This window comes from Demequina sp. NBRC 110055 (genome assembly GCF_002090135.1).
In the GTDB taxonomy this organism is placed as follows: Bacteria; Actinomycetota; Actinomycetes; order Actinomycetales; family Demequinaceae; genus Demequina.
Genome location: NZ_BBRL01000004.1, coordinates 1040641 through 1057199, shown reverse-complemented (window position 1 = coordinate 1057199; position 16559 = coordinate 1040641). Strand labels below are relative to the sequence as shown.

Below are 16559 nucleotides of genomic sequence, written 5' to 3'. Positions count from 1 at the left end.
CCCGACCTTCGCGTGCGGTTCGCTCCGTGGCGCTCACCATGTCCACCACAGCGGCTCGCCGGTCGCATCGTCCACAGCAAGGGGCATGCGCTCAAGTGACGCCGTCGCACCGAAAGGCCAGACGGCGATGAGAGCGAGCACCGCAACGGAATACCTGTTCATGTCTTCAGGAAAGCGCCGCCATGGCGGCTGCGGGAGTCCCGCTGCTGACGTGCCCTCACAGGGCATCCCACGCTCGAATGGGGCTCCCTATCCTAGCGACATGGACAACCACAGCGAGGTGCGCGAGTTCCTGATGTCGCGCCGCGCACGCATCGAACCCGAGGACGTCTGGCTGCCACGTGGCCGCGACCGCCGCGTGCCCGGGCTGCGCCGCGGCGAGGTCGCCGCTCTCGCCGGAGTGAGCGTCGAGTACTACTCCCGGCTCGAACGCGGAGCGATCGCCGGCGCATCCGAGGCCGTCCTCGACGGACTCGCAAAGGCGCTGCAGCTCGAGCCCGCCGAACGCGAACACCTCTACCGCCTCGCGCACCAGGGCGCGCAGACCGCCGGCCGCACCCGCGCGCGCAGGTCTGGCGAGCGAGCGTGGACACCGGAGCCGAGCATGCGGTGGCTGCTGGAGTCCATGACGGACGCCGTCGCACTGATCGGCAACGGCCGCACCGACCTGCTCGCCTGGAACACCCTCGGCGGGGCTTTGATGTCCGACATGATCGCCACCGCCACCACCCAGCCGCCGAACTTCGCGCGGTACCTCTTCCTTGAGCCCAGTGCACGCCACTTCTTCGCCGACTGGGACTCGGCCGCATCGGTCAACGTCGCACAGCTGCGCACCGAGGCCGGACGGGATCCCCACAGCAAGCCCTTGCATGACCTGGTCGGGGAGCTGTCGACGCGCAGCGACCACTTCCGGGAGCTGTGGGGCCGTCACGACGTGTGGCAGCACGATGCGGGCGTCAAACGCTTCCACCACCAGCTGGTGGGCGACCTCGAGCTGGCATTCAACGGCCTCGACCTGGTCGGCCAGGAGGCCATCCAGATGACCGTGTTCACCGCCGCACCCGGATCAGCCTCGCACGAGGCGCTCACCCTGCTCGGCACCCTTGCCATCACCCAGGACCACGCTCGCTGACACGAGCGCCTTACCCCTTCTGAGGAGACCACCATGCGCGGCGCACTCATGTACGGCCCCGGCGACGTCCGCGTCGAGGACCGCGACGACCCCGTCGTCGAGAAGCCCACCGACGCCATCGTCCGACTCGCCGCGTCGTGCGTCTGCGGTTCGGATCTATGGGCCTACCGCGGCCTCGAACCCCTCCCCGCCGTCCCCACCCCGATGGGCCACGAATACGCAGGCACCGTCATCGCCGTCGGCGAAGAGGTGACCAACGTCAAGGTCGGCGACTTCGTGGTCGGGTCCTTCTTCGCCTCCGACAACACCTGCGAGATCTGCCGCTCCGGATATCAGACCCACTGCCCGCACCGCGAGGCCGCAGCACGAGGCGGCGCGCAGTCCGAACTCCTTCGCGTCCCACTCGCCGACGGCACCCTCGTCGCCACCCCCACCCAGCCCGAGCCGGACCTCATCCCTTCCCTGCTCGCCGCATCCGACGTGCTCGGCACCGGATGGTTCGGCGCGGTCGCCGCCCAGGCGGGGCCGGGCAAGACCGTCGCCGTCGTCGGCGACGGCGCGGTCGGGCTCCTCGCCGTCCTCGCGGCGCGCGAGCTCGGGGCGACCCGCATCATCGCGATGAGCCGCCATGCCGACCGCCAAGCCCTCGCACGCGAATACGGAGCCACCGACATCGTCGCCGAACGCGGCGACGACGGGGTCGCCCGCATCAAGGAGCTCACCGACGGCCTCGGCGCGCACTCCACCATCGAGGCCGTCGGCACCCAAGAGTCCATGGATCAGGCAATCAAGGCCACCCGCGCTGGCGGCCACGTCGGATACGTCGGTGTCTCACACGACGTCACGCTCGACGGGCTCGGCCTGTTCTTCTCCGGGGTCCACCTCCACGGCGGCCCCGCCCCGGTACGCCACTACCTGCCCGACCTCATCGGCCGAATCATGCGCCGCGAGATCAACCCGGGCAAGGTCTTCGACCTCACCCTCCCCCTCGATGACACCGCCGCCGCCTACCAAGCCATGGACGAACGCCGCGCCATCAAGGCAATGCTCACGATGTGACGCGACCAATGGTCAGAGCAAGACTCGTGACTGGAGCGGTCGGAGACGGGCTACGCGCCACCGTCAGAGGTTGAACGGGAACTACACGTTAAACCTGAACTCCACCACGTCGCCATCGGCCATGACGTAGTCCTTGCCCTCCATGCGCACACGGCCGGCGGCCTTCGCATCGGCCATGGAGCCGTGCTCGACGAGGTCGTCGAACGAGACCACCTCGGCCTTGATGAAGCCGCGCTCGAAGTCCGTGTGGATCACACCGGCGGCCTGCGGAGCCGTCGCGCCCTTGGGGATGGTCCACGCGCGCGACTCCTTGGGGCCGGCCGTGAGGTAGGTCTGCAGGCCGAGGGTGTCGAAGCCCACGTGCGCGAGCTGGTCCAGTCCGGACTCGCTCTGGCCGGTGGACTCGAGCATCTCGCGCGCCTCGTCGCCATCGAGCTCGATCAGCTCGGACTCGAACTTCGCGTCCAGGAAGATCGCCTTCGCGGGAGCGACGAGCGCCGCCAGCGACGCCTTGCGCTCCTCGTCCATGAGGCCCGCGTCGTCGGTGTTGAAAACGTAGATGAACGGCTTGGTCGTCAGCAGGTTGAACTCGCGCAGCAGCGCCGTGTCGATGCCTGCCGCGGCGGCGCCGGCGAAAAGCGTCTGGCCGGCCTCGAGGACCTCCTTGGCCTGCTGCACGGCGGCAAGCTGCTCGGGCGAGCCCTTCTTGATCTTCACTTCCTTCTCCAGGCGCGGCAGGACCTTGTCGATGGTCTGAAGATCGGCGAGGATCAGCTCCGTCGAGATGGTCTCGAGGTCGCCGGCCTCGTCCGTGGACCCCTCGACGCGCGTGACGTCGGTGTCCTCGAACGCGCGGGTGACCTGGCAGATCGCGTCGGCCTCGCGGATGTTCGCGAGGAACGCGTTGCCCAGGCCCTCACCCTCGGAGGCACCCTTCACGATGCCGGCGATGTCGACGAACGACACGGTGGCGGGCAACTGCTTCTCGGAGCCGAAGATCTCCGCCAGCTTGCCCAGACGCGCGTCGGGCAGCGGGACCACACCGACGTTGGGCTCGATCGTCGCGAACGGGTAGTTCGCCGCGAGCACCTCCGCGCGGGTCAGAGCGTTGAACAGGGTGGACTTGCCCACGTTGGGCAGACCGACGATTCCAATAGTGAGAGCCACGGTCGTTCATTCTAGTAGCGACGGCCGATGCGCGGGTTCGGCGGGCGGCGCTGGCCCATCCCGCATACGGTAAGGCTATGGACGGACTCAACGCCGTGTTCAATCCCGGCGCCAACGAGGCCCTCGACGAGATGGCCAGTGAGAAGGTGCTGCCGGCACCTGCGCCCATCCCCGGCCCCCCGCTCGTCACGGACGACGGGTGCGAGGTAGTGATCCCCGCCTTCGGCGTCGGCGACGCGGCCATCCTCCCCGAACCCCCGCGAGTGGCGAGACGGGACTGAAGGCCGGCCACGGCATCGGCCGCACGCTTGCGAGGAGCCACCCAGTGCCCGCTTCCGGCGAAAAGCGGGCACTGGATGCCTCGCAGGGCGTAGCAAACGGCCCGGCACCCCCTCGCGGGGGCGCCGGGCCGTCAGCAGCAGTCCTGAAGGACTAGACCGTCCACTCCAGGCCCGCGCCGGGAATGGCGTCGAGCAGGCGCTGCGTGTAGGGCTCGCGCGCGTTCTCGAAGATCTGGTCGGTCGTTCCGGACTCGACGATCTTGCCGCGCTCCATGACCGCGACGTTGTCCGCGATCACGCGCACCACCGCGAGGTCGTGCGTGATGAACAGGTAGGTCAGGCCCAACTCGGCCTGCAGGTCCGCGAGGAGCTGCAGGATCTGCGCCTGGACCAGCACGTCGAGAGCGGAGACCGCCTCGTCGAGCACCACCACGTCGGGCTTGAGCGCGAGCGCGCGGGCGATGGCCACGCGCTGACGCTGGCCGCCGGACAGCTCGTTCGGGTAGCGGTTGAACAGCTCTGCGGGAAGCGAGACCTGCTCGAGCAACTCGAGGACGCGCGCACGGCGGGCTTCCTTGTCGCCCGTCTTGTGCACGCGCATGGGCTCCGCGATGCTCGAGGCGATCGACCGCTGCGGGTCGAGCGACGAGTACGGGTCCTGGAACACCGGCTGCATGCGCGAGCGCAGGTTGAAGAGGTCCTTGCGGGACACTCCCGTCATCGCGGTGCCGCCGACGGTGATCTCGCCGCTGGTCGGCTCCTCGAGGCCCAGGATCATCTTCGCGGCCGTCGACTTGCCCGAGCCGGACTCGCCCACGAGCGCAAGCGTGGTGCCCTTCGGGATGTCAAAGCTGATCTTGTCCACCGCGGTGAAGGGCTCCGAACGGAACCCGCCCTTGCGGATCGAGAACACCTTCGTGAGGTCCCGCACCGAGATCACGGCGGGGGCGTCGGCGTCAACGGCCTCCGCCCGCTGCTCGGCCATCTGCGCCACGTCGAACGTCTTCGCGTCCTGGCTCTCGCCGGCAATCGACGACTCCAGACGGCGCGACGCAAGCGACGGGGCCGCCGCGATGAGGCGCTGCGTGTACGGGTGCTGAGGGTTCGACAGCAGGTCCTTGCTGGGACCGGCCTCGACGATGCGGCCCTGGTTCATCACGATGACCTTGCTGGCACGCTCGGCGGCCAGGCCCAGGTCGTGGGTGATGAGCAGCACCGCGGTGCCCTTGTCGCGGGTGAGGGACTCGATGTGATCGAGGATGACCTTCTGCACCGTCACGTCGAGCGCCGAGGTCGGCTCGTCCGCGATCAGCAGCTTGGGGTCGGCGCCCAGGCCAATACCGATGAGCACGCGCTGACGCATACCGCCGGAGAACTGGTGCGGGAACTGCTTCATACGGCGCTCGGCGTCGCCGAGACCCGCCTGCTGCAGCACCTCGACGGCACGAGCCTCGATGTCCTTCTTGGACGTCGCGACGCCGTTGGCTCGGATCGCCTCGCGCACCTGGAAGCCGACCGACCACACGGGGTTGAGGTTCGACATCGGGTCCTGCGGGACGTAGCCGATGACGCCGCCACGGATGGCAGCCATCTGCTTCTCGTTGTGGTCAACGATGTTGGTGCCCTCAACGAGCACCTCGCCGCCGGTGATGTCACCGTTGCCGGGCAGCAGCTTCATCAGCGCGGTCGCGGTCGTGGACTTGCCGGAACCGGACTCGCCCACGATCGCCACGGTCTCGCCGGGGTAGATCTCGAACGAGACACCACGCACGGCCTTCACGAGGCCGTTCTGCGTCTGGAAGCCGACCTCGAGGTCGCGGACCTGGACGAGCGGCTGGCTCGGGTCCGCCACAGGGACGGTGCCGTGGGAGTCGGTCACAGGGATGGTCTCCGTCATCGTCGGGCCCTCGCCTTCGGGTCGAGCGCGTCACGGATGAGCTCACCGAGGAAGGTGAAGGCGAGCACCGTCAGGGTCAGCGCGAGGGACGGCCAGAACAGCGCACCGGGGTTGGTGCGCAGCACGGTCTGCGCCTGCGCGATGTCGTTGCCCCACGAGTAGTAGCCGTTAAGGCCAATACCGAGCAGCGACAGGGTCGCCTCCGCGGTGATGGCCGCACCGAGCGACAGGGTCAACGCCACGATGACGGGGCCCATGGAGTTGGGCAGCACGTGCTTGAGCAGCGTGGAGCCGCGCGAGCGTCCCACCGCCTCGGATGCCATGACGTACTCGAGGTTCTTGTTCCTCAGCACCTCGGCGCGCACGATGCGCGCCAGCGACGCCCAGGCAAAGCCACCGATCGCGAAGGAGATCACCAGCGGGTTGCGGTAGTCGGACAGCACCGACATGACGACCACGGCCGCGAGGAAGTACGGAATCGAGAAGAAGATGTCGCCAATGCGTGACAGCAGCGAGTCCACCCAGCCGCCGTAGTAGCCGGCGATCGCGCCCATCGGCACACCGATCACGCCGGTGATGAGGACCGTCAGCAGACCCACGGTCAGCGACGTCTCGGCGCCGTAAACGATGCGAGCCCAGATGTCGTAGCCCTGAAGCGTGTAGCCCAAGGGGTGGCCGGGCTCGGCGGGGGCGTTGCTCAGCGACAGGTCACCGCGACCGGGGTCGGCGTCGGTGAACCAGGACGGGAACAGCGCCATGATGAGGATGATCGCGGAGATCACCAGGGCGACGTAGAACAGCGGACGCTTGCGCAGGTCACGCCATGCGTCGATCCACATGTTCGACTTGCGCGCCGACAGATTGACCTGGTCGACCGCGCCTGGCTGGGTCTCGTCGACAGGGGCGACGTAGTGTGCGTTGCGGTCAGACATAGCGGATCCTCGGGTCGAGCACGGCGTACAGCAGGTCCACCAGGATGTTCACGATGATGTACATCACGGTGAGGATCGTCACGAACGACACGACGGTCGCGTTCTCGCCACGAAGGATCGCGTCGTACAGCACCTTGCCGATGCCGGGAATGTTGAAGATGCCCTCGGTCACGGTCGTACCGGCAATCAGAGCACCGAAGCTGGCCGCGGTGTTCGTAATCACCGGGATCAGCGAGTTGCGGGCCACGTGCACGGGCGTGACGCGCTTGGACGTCAGGCCCTTCGCGTAGGCGGTGCGCACGTAGTCGCCTTCACGGGCCTCGATTACCGAGCCGCGCATGAGGCGCATACCCACCACGTAGATCGTGAGCGCGATGGTGAGGCCGGGCAACAGCAGCGAGCCCCAACTCACGTTCGCGCCGACCGTCACGGGCGCCCACCCGAGCTTGATACCGATGAAGTACTGGGCGAGGAACAGCGCCACGAACGGGGGGATCGAGTTCAGCACGAGCGCCATCAGCAGCGAGGCGTGGTCGGCGAACTTGCCCTTGCGCAGACCCGAGAGCAGTCCGAAGCCCACCGCGAGGAGGAACTCCGCGACCACGGCGATCGTCACCAGTTGCAGCGTCACCGGGAAGGCTCGCGCAAAGACGTCGTTGACGGTCTGACCGGAGAAGGTCACGCCCATGTTCCCCGTGAGGAAGTCCTTGATGTACATGAAGTACTGGACGATGAAGGGCTGGTCGAGGTTGTACTGCTCGCGTACTGCCTCGAGGACCGCGGGGTTCGGGGTCCGGTCGCCGAAGAGGGCGAGGACGGGATCTCCTGGCATGGAGAAGACCATGAAGTAGATCAGGAACGTGGTTCCGAAGAACACGGGAATGGCCTGGAGAAGGCGCTTGACCACATACAGCGTCATATGCGCACTCCTCGGGCGTCAGTCGGTGAATGCATAGGGTGCCGATTCTAGTGTGAACAGGCACGCGGGTAGCGCGTGCTGTCAGCGAGGGTACTCGCAGGCGCCTCGTTTGCGCGATTTTCGCGCGTCATGTGCGCCGCTGTCGAGCCGGCCGGCGCCGGGGTGCGGCGGCCTGAATGCCCAGGTGTGGGCGGGAGATGGCCGATGCCATGGTGATCCCTGGCATCGGCCGTATGCGTCTCGATGTGGAGACACAGCAGGGCCCGCTCCGCCCGGAAGCGGAGCGGGCCCGTCCGTCAGATCTGGTGGGGCTTACTCAGCCTTGGTGATCTGGTAGTACAGCGGGACCGAGTGCCAGTCGAACACGACGTTGTCGACCGACTCGGAGAAGCCACCGTTGACGTTGGAGTACCACAGCGGGATGGCGGGCAGGTCCTGGAACAGAACCTCCTGAGCCTCCTGGAACTTGGCAATGGCCTCGTCCGAGGTCGCAGCGGTCTTGCCCTCGTCGATCAGGGTGTCGAACTCCTCGGAGGAGTAGTCACCATCGTTCGAGCCGGCACCGGTGTAGTAGAGCGGGCCGAGGAAGTTCTCGAGCGACGGGTAGTCCGCCTGCCAACCGGTGCGGAACGACGCCTCGATGTCGCGGTTCGTGACATCGGTGCGGAACTCGGCGAAGGTCGCGTAGGGCAGGCCCGCCGCGTCGATGCCGAGGGTGTTGGTGATCTGGTTGGCGACAGCGTCGACCCAGGTGTCGTGGCCACCGTCAGCGTTGTAGGCGAGCTCGAAGGTGCCCTCCCACGGCTCGATGGCGTCGGCCTCGGCCCACAGCTCAACGGCACCCTCGGGGTCGAAGTCGAGGACCTCGGAACCGGGGATGGAGTCCGACCAGCCGTCGATGACCGGCGAGGTGAAGTCCGAGGCAGGCGTGCGCGTGCCCTCGAAGATCACGTCGGTGACCTGCTCGCGGTCGATCGCCATGGACAGGGCCTGGCGGCGCAGCAGGCCGGCCTCGCCCTGGAAGCGCTCGTCGTTCGCGGGGATGGTGAACGACTGGAAGATGGCGGCGGGCTGGTTCACAGCGCGGTCGCCGAGGTCGGCCTCGTAGGTGGCGAAGGCGGCCGGGGGGATGCCGTCGATGACGTCGACGTTGCCACCGAGGAGGTCGGCGTAGGCCGCGTCCTGGGTCGCGTAGAAGGTGATCTGGAGGCCACCGTTCTGGGCGACACGCTCACCGGCGTACGAGTCGTTCACCGACAGCATGATCTGGACGTCGTGCTGCCAGTCGTCGGCCGATGCGAGGGTGTAGATGCCGTTACCGACGGGCGCCTTGCCGAAGGCCTCGGGGTCCTCGAAGAACGAGTCGGGCAGCGGGTAGAACGCCGAGTAGCCCAGCGCGAGGGGGAACTCCGAGTTCGGAGCGGCGAGCGTGATGGTGAAGGTCATGTCGTCGACGACCTCGAGGCCGGTCATCTCGGGGGTGGAGCCACCCTCCTCGTAACCGTTGAAGCCCTCGATCTGCTCGAAGAAGTACGAGTTCAGCGCGGTCGCGGCGTTGGCCGGGTCCGCACCCCAGTTCCAGGCGTCCACGAAGTTGTGGGCCAGGACGGGCGTACCGTCGGTGAACGTCCAACCGTCCTTCAGCTTCACGGTGAAGGTCAGGTTGTCCTCGGTCTCGATGGACTCCGCAACCTCGTTGTGAGCGGCGCCGTCGCCGTCGTAGTACACGAGGCCCGCGAAGAGCGAGTCGATGATCTTGCCGCCACCAGTCTCGTTGGTCGCGACCGGGATCAGCGGGTTCTGGGGCTCCGAGCCGTTGGTGGTGATGACCGCAGCCGACGTCTCCTCGGTGGGAGTCGCGCCGTCAGTGGCACCGCTGGTGGTCTCCTCTGCCGGGTCCTCCGACGAGCATCCGGCGAGGACGAGGGACGCGCTGAGCGCGGCCGCAACGCCACCGAAGATGGCCTTGTTGTTCTTCACTATTCCTCCTTGCGCCCGGCACAAGGGTGCCGGACTGGGATGGGACGCTCCGGGTCTCGGAGCGACTCACATTTTTCCCACGGACGTGCCCGCAGGGTGCAGACAGGATATGCAGGGCTTTTTTGCCAGTGTGTTTCACGGTGGGGGCATGGGCGGGTTTTGTTCCCGAATCGTGACAATGAGTGGCCTTAATGTGACCGATCTCACACCTCGAGCGTGTCGCGCATGTGTCGACGCAGATGTCTCGAGGCACGGACAGCGCCCCCGATGTCAGGGGCCCGTGCGAGGGTGTGGCCATGATCGAGACGGTGATGGTGGTGTTGGCCCTGTTCGCGGGGGTGGCGGGGGGATTTGTGTGGGCGACCGCGCGAGGTGCCCGGGCATCTCATGAGGGCGCACGCGCCGCCGCGAGGGCTGACGCCCTCGAGGAGCGGCTGCGGTCCGACGCCGAGGCGTGGAGCCGGCGCGAGGCGGAGCTCCTGCGTTCGCACGCCGCGCGCCTGGAGGAGGTGCGCGGTGATCAGGAGACGCTGCGCGCGCAGTTTGCCGAGCTCTCCGCGCGTCAGTTACGGGCCAGCCAGGAGTCGCTCTTGCAGGTCGCACAGGAACGACTCAGCCGCGAACGCGTTGCGGCCGACGCCGAGCTCGCCAAGCGCGAGCAGGCCGTGAAGCAGATGGTCGAGCCGGTCGCGAAGGCGCTGGCCGAGGTGCAACGCCAGACCGCCGAGGCCGACCGCACGCGCGCGGCGGGCCAGGCCCAACTGACCGAGCAGGTGCGCCAGATGCTCGAGGCGTCCGCCCAACTCGACAAGCGCACCAGCGACTTCATCAATACCCTCCGGCGTTCGGATGTGCGTGGCAACTGGGGCGAGGTGCAGTTGCGGCGAGTGGTTGAGCTCGCGGGGATGCTCCCCCACGTCGACTTCACCGAGCAGGATTCGGTGCGCGACGCGGACGGCAACCTGCTGCGGCCGGACATGACCGTGCATCTGGCGGGCGGCCGCACCATCGTCGTCGACTCCAAGGTGGCGCTGTCGGCCCTGCTCGAGGCCTTCGAGACCGACGACGAGACGGTGCGCGCGGCCCGGCTCGCGGCCCACGCGCGGCACGTGAAGAAGCACGTCGACGACCTCGCGGCCAAGCGCTACTGGGACCAGTTCGACTCGGCACCGGAGTTCGTCGTCATGTTTGTGCCGTCAGAGGCGTTCTATCAGGCCGCGCTCGAACAGGATGCCGACCTCCAGGAGTACGCCTACGGCAAGCGCGTGTTCATCGCCTCCCCCACCACCTTGGTCGCGATGCTGCGCACCGTCGCGCACGCGTGGCGCGAGGACACTCTGGCCAAGAACGCTCAGGCGGTGCTCGCCGCCGGCCGCGACCTCCACGACCGGTTGTCGACCATGGGTGAGCACCTCGCGAAGGTGGGCCGCTCGCTCGAGGGCGCCACCAAGGCCTACAACGCCACCGTCGCCTCGCTCGAGTCGCGCGTGCTGGTCAGCGCTCGCCGCTTTGGCCAGATGCAACACCTCGAGTCCGAATTGGGTGCCGTGCCGCAGGTCGAGACCGAGCCTCGCGCGCTCGCGGCGCCCGAGCTGACGGACTAACGCCGTCCTGCGCCCTAGGGGACAGCCACCGTCGCTGTGCGCGGATCCGTGCCCCCTATGGGACAGCCACCGTCGCTCTGAGCAGATGCGTGCACCCTCCGGGACGGCGACCGCTCGTCGGCGACCTCAGGACGCGGCGCGGGCCTTCATGTCGGCGCGGATCTCACGCGGCAGCGAGAACATCAGGTCCTCGGTCGCGGTCGTGACCTCCTCGACGGTCGCATAACCGAGTCCGGCCAGGCGATCGAGCAGGTCGCGCACCAGGATCTCGGGCACGGACGCGCCCGAGGTGACGCCCACGGTCGACACGCCCTCGAGCCAGGCCTCGTCCATCTCGGAGGCGCGGTCGATCCGGTAGGACGCATCGGCGCCCGACTGCAGCGCGACCTCGACCAGGCGCACCGAGTTCGACGAGTTCGCCGAGCCCACCACGATGACCAGCTCGCACTCGGGCGCGAGCTTCTTCACGGCCACCTGGCGGTTCTGCGTGGCGTAGCAAATGTCGTCGCTGGGCGGGTCTTGGAGATTGGGGAAGCGCTCGCGCAGGCGGCGCACGGTCTCCATCGTCTCGTCCACGGACAGGGTGGTCTGGGACAGCCACACGACGTTGTCGGGGTCGGCCACCTCGATGGTGTCGGCCTCCTCGGGCGAGTTCACGACGATGGTGTGCTCGGGCGCCTCTCCGGCCGTGCCCTCGACCTCCTCGTGGCCCTCGTGACCAATGAGCAGGATGGTCTGCTGCGACTTCGCGAAGCGCACGGCCTCCTTGTGCACCTTGGTGACGAGGGGGCACGTGGCATCGATGGTCAGCAGGTTGCGGGCTGCCGCGCCCTCACGCACCGCGGGCGACACGCCATGGGCGGAGAACACCACGCGGGCGCCCTCGGGAACCTCGTCGGTCTCGTTCACAAAGATCGCGCCGCGCTCGGACAGGGTCTCCACCACATACTTGTTGTGGACGATCTCCTTGCGCACGTAAATAGGTGCGCCGTGCAGCTCGAGCGCCTTCTCGACGGCGATCACCGCACGGTCGACGCCGGCGCAATAGCCGCGCGGGGCGGCGAGCAGCACGCGAGTGGGCTTGGTGTCAGGCATATCGTCCATCCTACGTGGCAGTCTGAGGGGCGTGACCGACGCCCCCTTGTCCAACGACCGAGGATCCGTGACGCTTCCAGCGACCGCCGCGGAGACCAGCCCCGAGCGTCCCTGGCCCGTGCGCCACCTCTCGCCCAAGATTCGCGACTTCATCGCGCGCCTACCCGAGGTGTGGGTCGAGGGCCAGGTACTCAACGTCAAGCGCTGGAAGCACATGGTGTTCCTCACCCTGCGCGATACCGATGAGCAGATGTCGCTCAAGGTCACGGTCCCGGCCACCGAACTCGATGCCCTGGGTGGCTCCCTCAACGACGGCGCCCGCGTGGTCATCCACGCCAAGCCCACGTGGTGGATGAAGAACGGCGACCTGCAGATGATGGGCGACGCCATGCGCGCTGTGGGGCTCGGCGACCTGCTGGCTCGGCTCGAGGCGCTGAAGGAGGCGCTCGCCGCAGAAGGGCTGTTCGATGCCGACCGCAAGCGCGAGCTCCCCCTCGTCCCCACCCTGGTGGGGCTGGTGTGCGCCAACCAGGGCGACGCCGAACACGACGTCGTCGAGAATGCTCAGCGCCGCTGGCCCTCCGTGCGCTTCGAGATCCGGCGCGTCACCGTCCAGGGCGCACGCTGCGTCCCCGAGACCACCGCGGCCATCCGAGAGCTCGACGCCCACCCCGAGGTGGACGTCATCGTCGTGGCGCGTGGAGGCGGCTCGTTCGAGGACCTGCTTCCCTTCAGCGATGAGCAGCTGGTCCGCGTCGCGGGCGCCACGGCCACGCCGCTGGTGAGCGCCATCGGCCACGAGAAGGACTCCCCGCTGCTCGACCTGGTCGCCGACTACCGCGCGTCGACGCCCACCGACGCGGGCAAGCGGATCGTCCCCGACGCCGCCATCGAACGCGACACCATCGCCGGCCTCATCGCGGACGCCCGCCACGCAATGACCGCGCGCATCGACCGCGAGCACGCCGGCCTCGCTCAGTTCCGCTCGCGCCCGGTCCTGACGTACCCCGAACGGATGCTCGACCCGTTCCGCGACCAGCTCTCCCGCGTCCACGATGCCTCGGGTCGCGCGCTCGTGGGGATCCTGACGGCGGCCGATGCCGCGGCGCGTGAGCTTGCCGCTCGCCTCACCGCGTTGTCACCTCAAGGCACGCTCGACCGCGGCTACGCGGTCGCGCGCACCGCGTCAGGCGAGGTCGTCCGGGATGCCAGCGCCCTCGCCGCGGGCGACGCGCTTCACCTGAGGTTCGCTGCCGGCACGGCCGATGCGGAGGTGACCGCCACTCACGGGTGACGGCCGGGAGACCCGGCCACGGCATCGGCCGCCCATCAGCGCGCGAGACCCACGCGCCCGAGGAGACCCGCCGCCCCACCCTTCGAGGAAAGTCTTTCGCGCGCCGCGGCCGAGTACTCCTTATGGAACTGGCGACCCAGCCTGGCGATGAGCGCATCGGGCACGGCGGGGTTAGAGATGAGAGCGAGCACCACCTCGACGACCTTGTCGGCCGCGAGATCCTCATGGATCTGCGGGAGCATGTCGGGTCGCGGATTGCGGGCGAGGCCCGCGCGCACGGTCGCGGATTCGTCGCGGCAGAGTTTCAGGAGGGTCGTCAGCGGGGTTCCAGGGCGCTCGGCGACGGCCGCTCGCACCATCGCCTCGTCCGAGCGGGCGAGGGTGGCGAGCTCGTGGTCGGTCAATCGGGCGTTGAGGTCCTGCAGACTCGCGAGCGCGGTCTGGCGTGAGTACTGGGCGCTGAACATGGCGATCACTCCGTTGTGATGTCGTGTGTGGACGGGTGCCCCATGAGAGGGCCCACACCAGCGACTATGACGCGGTAGTTTGGCGGGCATGGCAGGAACCAACGACGACGTGGCGGCACTGGGCTACGAGGATGCGCGCGACGAACTGGTCGCGATCGTGGCGAAGCTTGAGGCCGGCGCGGCCACCCTGGAGGAATCTCTGGGGCTGTGGGAGCGCGGCGAGGCGCTCGCGGCACGCTGCCAGGAGCTGCTCGACGGCGCACGCGACCGCATCACGTCGGCGCGCGGCACGGACGCAGTCGAGGACGACGCGGCTCTCGACGACGCGTCCGATGCCGGCGTCGTGGGCGTTATCCCTGCCGAGGACGACGAGTGAGCGGCCACGCCCTCGTCATTGGTGAGGCCCTCATCGATGCTGTGACGCGCGCCGACGGCTCCACGTCGGAGCACGTGGGCGGCTCGCCCGCCAACGTCGCGTTCGGGCTGGCGCGGCTGGGCCGCGACGCCGAGCTCCTGACGTGGTTCGGCGATGACGCGAGGGGCGCCGCCGTGCGCGCTCATCTCGAGGGGGCCGGCGTCACCCTCGCCGCGGGCTCGGACGCCGCCCCGTCGACGTCGGTGGCCGCGGCCACGCTCGACGCGACAGGTGCCGCGACCTACGACTTCGATCTCACCTGGGACCTGTCCGCTGCGGCCACGCCGCGCGCCAACCCGATCGCGGTGCACACCGGCTCGATCGCGGCGGTTCTTGACCCGGGCGCGGACCGCGTGATGCAGGCCGTGACCGCCGCACGCGACACGGCAACCGTCACCTACGACCCCAATGCGCGCCCGTCGCTCATGGGCGCGCCGGGCGAGGCTCGCGAGCGCGTGGAGGCGCTGATCGCTCAGGCGGACGTCGTCAAGGTCTCCGACGAGGACATCGCCTGGCTGACCGAGGGCGCACCGGTCGACGAGGTCGCCTCGTCCTGGGTCGAGTCCGGCCCCGCGCTCGTGGTCGTCACGCGTGGCGGCGACGGCGCGAGCGCCTTTGTGACCGGTGGCGTCCGCGTGGACGTGCCGGCGCAGCGTGTCGCGGTCGTCGACACCGTCGGCGCAGGCGACTCGTTCATGAGCGGCCTTATCGACGGGCTGTGGGGCGCGAACCTGCTCGGCGCGGACCGCCGCGAGGCGCTGCGATCCGTCGACGCCGCTACCGTGAGCGCCGTGCTCGACCGGTGCGTGCGCATCGGCGCCATCACGGTGTCCCGAGCGGGCGCCAACCCGCCTACCGCGGCCGAACTGGACGCGCTCCCGTAAAGGGCTCCGGTCCTGACACAATGTGCGCCATGAGCAACGACGCACACCCCGAGTACCGCATTGAACACGACACCATGGGTGAGGTCCGCGTCCCCGCGGACGCGCTCTACCGCGCGCAGACCCAGCGCGCCGTCGAGAACTTCCCCATCTCCGGCATCCGCCTGGAGCGGCGCCACATCGAGGCGCTCGCGCGCGTGAAGAAGGCGGCCGCCCGCGCCAACGCCGAGCTCGGCGTGCTGGACAACGACATCGCGGAGGCGATCGTCGCGGCGGCCGATGAGGTCGCCTCAGGTGCGCACGACGCGCACTTCCCCGTCGACGTCTTCCAGACCGGCTCGGGCACCAGCTCCAACATGAACACCAACGAGGTCATCGCGACCCTCGCGACCCGGACCCTGGGTAGCGACGTCCACCCCAACGACCACGTCAACTGCTCGCAGTCGTCGAACGACGTGTTCCCCACCTCAGTACACGTCGCCGCCACGAGCCAGCTGGTCAACGACCTCCTCCCGCAGCTCGAGCGCCTCGCCCAGTCGCTTGAGGCGAAGGCGAGCGAGTTCGCCGAGGTCTACAAGTCCGGCCGCACGCACCTGATGGACGCCACCCCCGTGACGCTGGGCCAGGAGTTCGGCGGCTACGCCGCGGCGATCCGCTACGGCATCGAGCGCCTGAGCGCCGCCCTCCCCCGCGTCGCCGAGGTCCCGCTGGGCGGCACCGCCGTCGGCACCGGCATCAACACCCCCGACGGCTTCCCGCAGCGCGTCATCGCCCTGCTCGCCGAAGACACCGGCCTGCCGATCACCGAGGCGCGCGACCACTTCGAGGCGCAGTCGGCGCGCGACGGCCTGGTCGAGGTCTCGGGCGCCCTCAAGACCATCGCGGTGTCGCTGACGAAGATCTGCAACGACCTGCGCTGGATGGGCTCGGGCCCCAACACGGGCCTGGGCGAAATCGCGCTGCCCGACCTGCAGCCGGGTTCGAGCATCATGCCGGGCAAGGTCAACCCGGTCATCCCCGAGGCCACCCTCATGGTCTGCGCGCGCGTCATCGGCAACGACGCGACTGTGGCGGTCGCGGGCGCCTCGGGCTCCTTCGAGCTCAACGTGCAGATCCCCGTCATGGCGCTGGGCGTCCTCGAGTCGATGCGCCTGCTGGGCAACGCCTCCCAGGTGCTCGCCGAGCGCACCATCGACGGCATCACCGCGAACGTCGAGCGCGCGCGCTTCCTCGCCGAGGCCTCGCCCTCGATCGTCACGCCGCTCAACCGCGTCATCGGCTACGAGAACGCCGCGAAGATCGCCAAGCACGCCGTCAAGGCCGGGCTCACGGTGCGCGAGGCGACCATCGACCTCGGCTTCGTCGAGCGCGGCGAGATCACCGAGGCCCAGCTCGACGAGCTGCTCGACGTCACCACCATGGTGGGCAAGCGCTAA

Annotated in this window: 16 protein-coding genes; 8 read left to right on the top strand and 8 right to left on the bottom strand. The window is 68.7% G+C overall.

All coding sequences use genetic code 11. From position 1 onward, the window contains the following. Window positions 1-33 precede the first annotated feature (33 nt). Window positions 34-162, bottom strand: a complete 129-nt coding sequence (locus B7K24_RS13720) for a hypothetical protein (RefSeq protein WP_255372777.1) — start codon at window positions 160-162, stop codon at window positions 34-36. A 100-nt stretch (window positions 163-262) separates the two neighbouring features. Between B7K24_RS13720 and B7K24_RS04945 the strand changes: the two genes are divergently transcribed. After that, window positions 263-1132, top strand: a complete 870-nt coding sequence (locus B7K24_RS04945) for a helix-turn-helix transcriptional regulator (protein WP_084129009.1) — start codon at window positions 263-265, stop codon at window positions 1130-1132. A 33-nt stretch (window positions 1133-1165) separates the two neighbouring features. After that, window positions 1166-2191 (top strand): zinc-dependent alcohol dehydrogenase family protein, encoded by a 1026-nt coding sequence (locus B7K24_RS04940; protein ID WP_084129008.1) that lies wholly within the window; start codon window positions 1166-1168, stop codon window positions 2189-2191. Window positions 2192-2272: 81 nt separating this feature from the next. Here the strand turns inward: B7K24_RS04940 and ychF are convergent, their stop codons facing one another. Then, window positions 2273-3358: a redox-regulated ATPase YchF gene (gene ychF, locus B7K24_RS04935; protein WP_084129007.1), complete on the bottom strand. Its 1086-nt coding sequence runs from the start codon at window positions 3356-3358 to the stop codon at window positions 2273-2275. A 77-nt stretch (window positions 3359-3435) separates the two neighbouring features. On the opposite strand from ychF, the gene B7K24_RS04930 reads away from it, so the two are divergent. After that, on the top strand, window positions 3436-3639 hold the full coding sequence (locus B7K24_RS04930; protein WP_084129006.1) for a hypothetical protein: 204 nt from the start codon (window positions 3436-3438) through the stop codon (window positions 3637-3639). A 151-nt stretch (window positions 3640-3790) separates the two neighbouring features. On the opposite strand, the gene B7K24_RS04925 is transcribed toward B7K24_RS04930, so the two are convergent. The 4 genes from B7K24_RS04925 to B7K24_RS04910 all read right to left on the bottom strand — a co-directional run bounded on the left by B7K24_RS04925 (window position 3791) and on the right by B7K24_RS04910 (window position 9367). Continuing rightward, window positions 3791-5536, bottom strand: a complete 1746-nt coding sequence (locus B7K24_RS04925) for an ABC transporter ATP-binding protein (RefSeq protein WP_084129005.1) — start codon at window positions 5534-5536, stop codon at window positions 3791-3793. After that, on the bottom strand, window positions 5533-6468 hold the full coding sequence (locus tag B7K24_RS04920; RefSeq protein WP_084129004.1) for an ABC transporter permease: 936 nt from the start codon (window positions 6466-6468) through the stop codon (window positions 5533-5535). Before B7K24_RS04920 ends, B7K24_RS04925 begins: the two co-directional genes overlap by 4 nt. Then, window positions 6461-7387 carry an ABC transporter permease gene (locus tag B7K24_RS04915; RefSeq protein WP_084129003.1) on the bottom strand — a complete coding sequence of 309 codons (927 nt, stop codon included), beginning with the start codon at window positions 7385-7387 and terminating at the stop codon, window positions 6461-6463. The genes B7K24_RS04920 and B7K24_RS04915 overlap by 8 nt, the downstream gene beginning before the upstream one ends. A 312-nt stretch (window positions 7388-7699) precedes the next feature. Continuing rightward, window positions 7700-9367, bottom strand: a complete 1668-nt coding sequence (locus tag B7K24_RS04910; protein ID WP_084129002.1) for an ABC transporter substrate-binding protein — start codon at window positions 9365-9367, stop codon at window positions 7700-7702. Window positions 9368-9663: 296 nt separating this feature from the next. On the opposite strand from B7K24_RS04910, the gene rmuC reads away from it, so the two are divergent. After that, window positions 9664-10971 (top strand): DNA recombination protein RmuC, encoded by a 1308-nt coding sequence (rmuC, locus tag B7K24_RS04905; protein WP_159449152.1) that lies wholly within the window; start codon window positions 9664-9666, stop codon window positions 10969-10971. 126 nt (window positions 10972-11097) lie between these two features. Here rmuC and B7K24_RS04900 read toward each other — a convergent pair whose 3' ends face one another. Further along, the gene (locus B7K24_RS04900) at window positions 11098-12066 is read right to left on the bottom strand and encodes a 4-hydroxy-3-methylbut-2-enyl diphosphate reductase (RefSeq protein WP_373994155.1); all 969 of its coding nucleotides are present in this window, start codon (window positions 12064-12066) and stop codon (window positions 11098-11100) included. A gap of 31 nt (window positions 12067-12097) precedes the next feature. Here B7K24_RS04900 and xseA point away from each other — a divergent pair, with 31 nt between their 5' ends. After that, window positions 12098-13360: an exodeoxyribonuclease VII large subunit gene (xseA, locus tag B7K24_RS04895; protein WP_234986551.1), complete on the top strand. Its 1263-nt coding sequence runs from the start codon at window positions 12098-12100 to the stop codon at window positions 13358-13360. Between the two features lie 35 nt (window positions 13361-13395). On the opposite strand, the gene B7K24_RS04890 is transcribed toward xseA, so the two are convergent. Continuing rightward, window positions 13396-13827, bottom strand: coding sequence for a hypothetical protein (locus tag B7K24_RS04890; RefSeq protein ID WP_159449151.1), 432 nt, complete (start codon window positions 13825-13827; stop codon window positions 13396-13398). 88 nt (window positions 13828-13915) lie between these two features. Between B7K24_RS04890 and B7K24_RS04885 the strand changes: the two genes are divergently transcribed. The 3 genes from B7K24_RS04885 to B7K24_RS04875 are packed head-to-tail and all read left to right on the top strand — an operon-like array spanning window position 13916 to window position 16559. Further along, window positions 13916-14203 carry an exodeoxyribonuclease VII small subunit gene (locus B7K24_RS04885; RefSeq protein WP_084128998.1) on the top strand — a complete coding sequence of 96 codons (288 nt, stop codon included), beginning with the start codon at window positions 13916-13918 and terminating at the stop codon, window positions 14201-14203. After that, complete coding sequence (locus tag B7K24_RS04880; protein WP_084128997.1) at window positions 14200-15126, top strand: carbohydrate kinase; 927 nt, start codon at window positions 14200-14202, stop codon at window positions 15124-15126. Before B7K24_RS04885 ends, B7K24_RS04880 begins: the two co-directional genes overlap by 4 nt. Window positions 15127-15155: 29 nt before the next feature. Beyond that, complete coding sequence (locus tag B7K24_RS04875) at window positions 15156-16559, top strand: class II fumarate hydratase (protein ID WP_373994154.1); 1404 nt, start codon at window positions 15156-15158, stop codon at window positions 16557-16559.

Coding starts and splice junctions, on each gene's coding strand:
- B7K24_RS13720 (WP_255372777.1), bottom strand. CDS start 162: ATGAACAGGTATTCCGTTGCGGTGCTCGCTCTCATCGCCGTCTGGCCT.
- B7K24_RS04945 (WP_084129009.1), top strand. CDS start 263: ATGGACAACCACAGCGAGGTGCGCGAGTTCCTGATGTCGCGCCGCGCA.
- B7K24_RS04940 (WP_084129008.1), top strand. CDS start 1,166: ATGCGCGGCGCACTCATGTACGGCCCCGGCGACGTCCGCGTCGAGGAC.
- B7K24_RS04930 (WP_084129006.1), top strand. CDS start 3,436: ATGGACGGACTCAACGCCGTGTTCAATCCCGGCGCCAACGAGGCCCTC.
- B7K24_RS04925 (WP_084129005.1), bottom strand. CDS start 5,536: ATGACGGAGACCATCCCTGTGACCGACTCCCACGGCACCGTCCCTGTG.
- B7K24_RS04920 (WP_084129004.1), bottom strand. CDS start 6,468: ATGTCTGACCGCAACGCACACTACGTCGCCCCTGTCGACGAGACCCAG.
- B7K24_RS04915 (WP_084129003.1), bottom strand. CDS start 7,387: ATGACGCTGTATGTGGTCAAGCGCCTTCTCCAGGCCATTCCCGTGTTC.
- rmuC (WP_159449152.1), top strand. CDS start 9,664: ATGATCGAGACGGTGATGGTGGTGTTGGCCCTGTTCGCGGGGGTGGCG.
- B7K24_RS04900 (WP_373994155.1), bottom strand. CDS start 12,066: ATGCCTGACACCAAGCCCACTCGCGTGCTGCTCGCCGCCCCGCGCGGC.
- B7K24_RS04890 (WP_159449151.1), bottom strand. CDS start 13,827: ATGTTCAGCGCCCAGTACTCACGCCAGACCGCGCTCGCGAGTCTGCAG.
- B7K24_RS04885 (WP_084128998.1), top strand. CDS start 13,916: ATGGCAGGAACCAACGACGACGTGGCGGCACTGGGCTACGAGGATGCG.
- B7K24_RS04875 (WP_373994154.1), top strand. CDS start 15,156: ATGAGCAACGACGCACACCCCGAGTACCGCATTGAACACGACACCATG.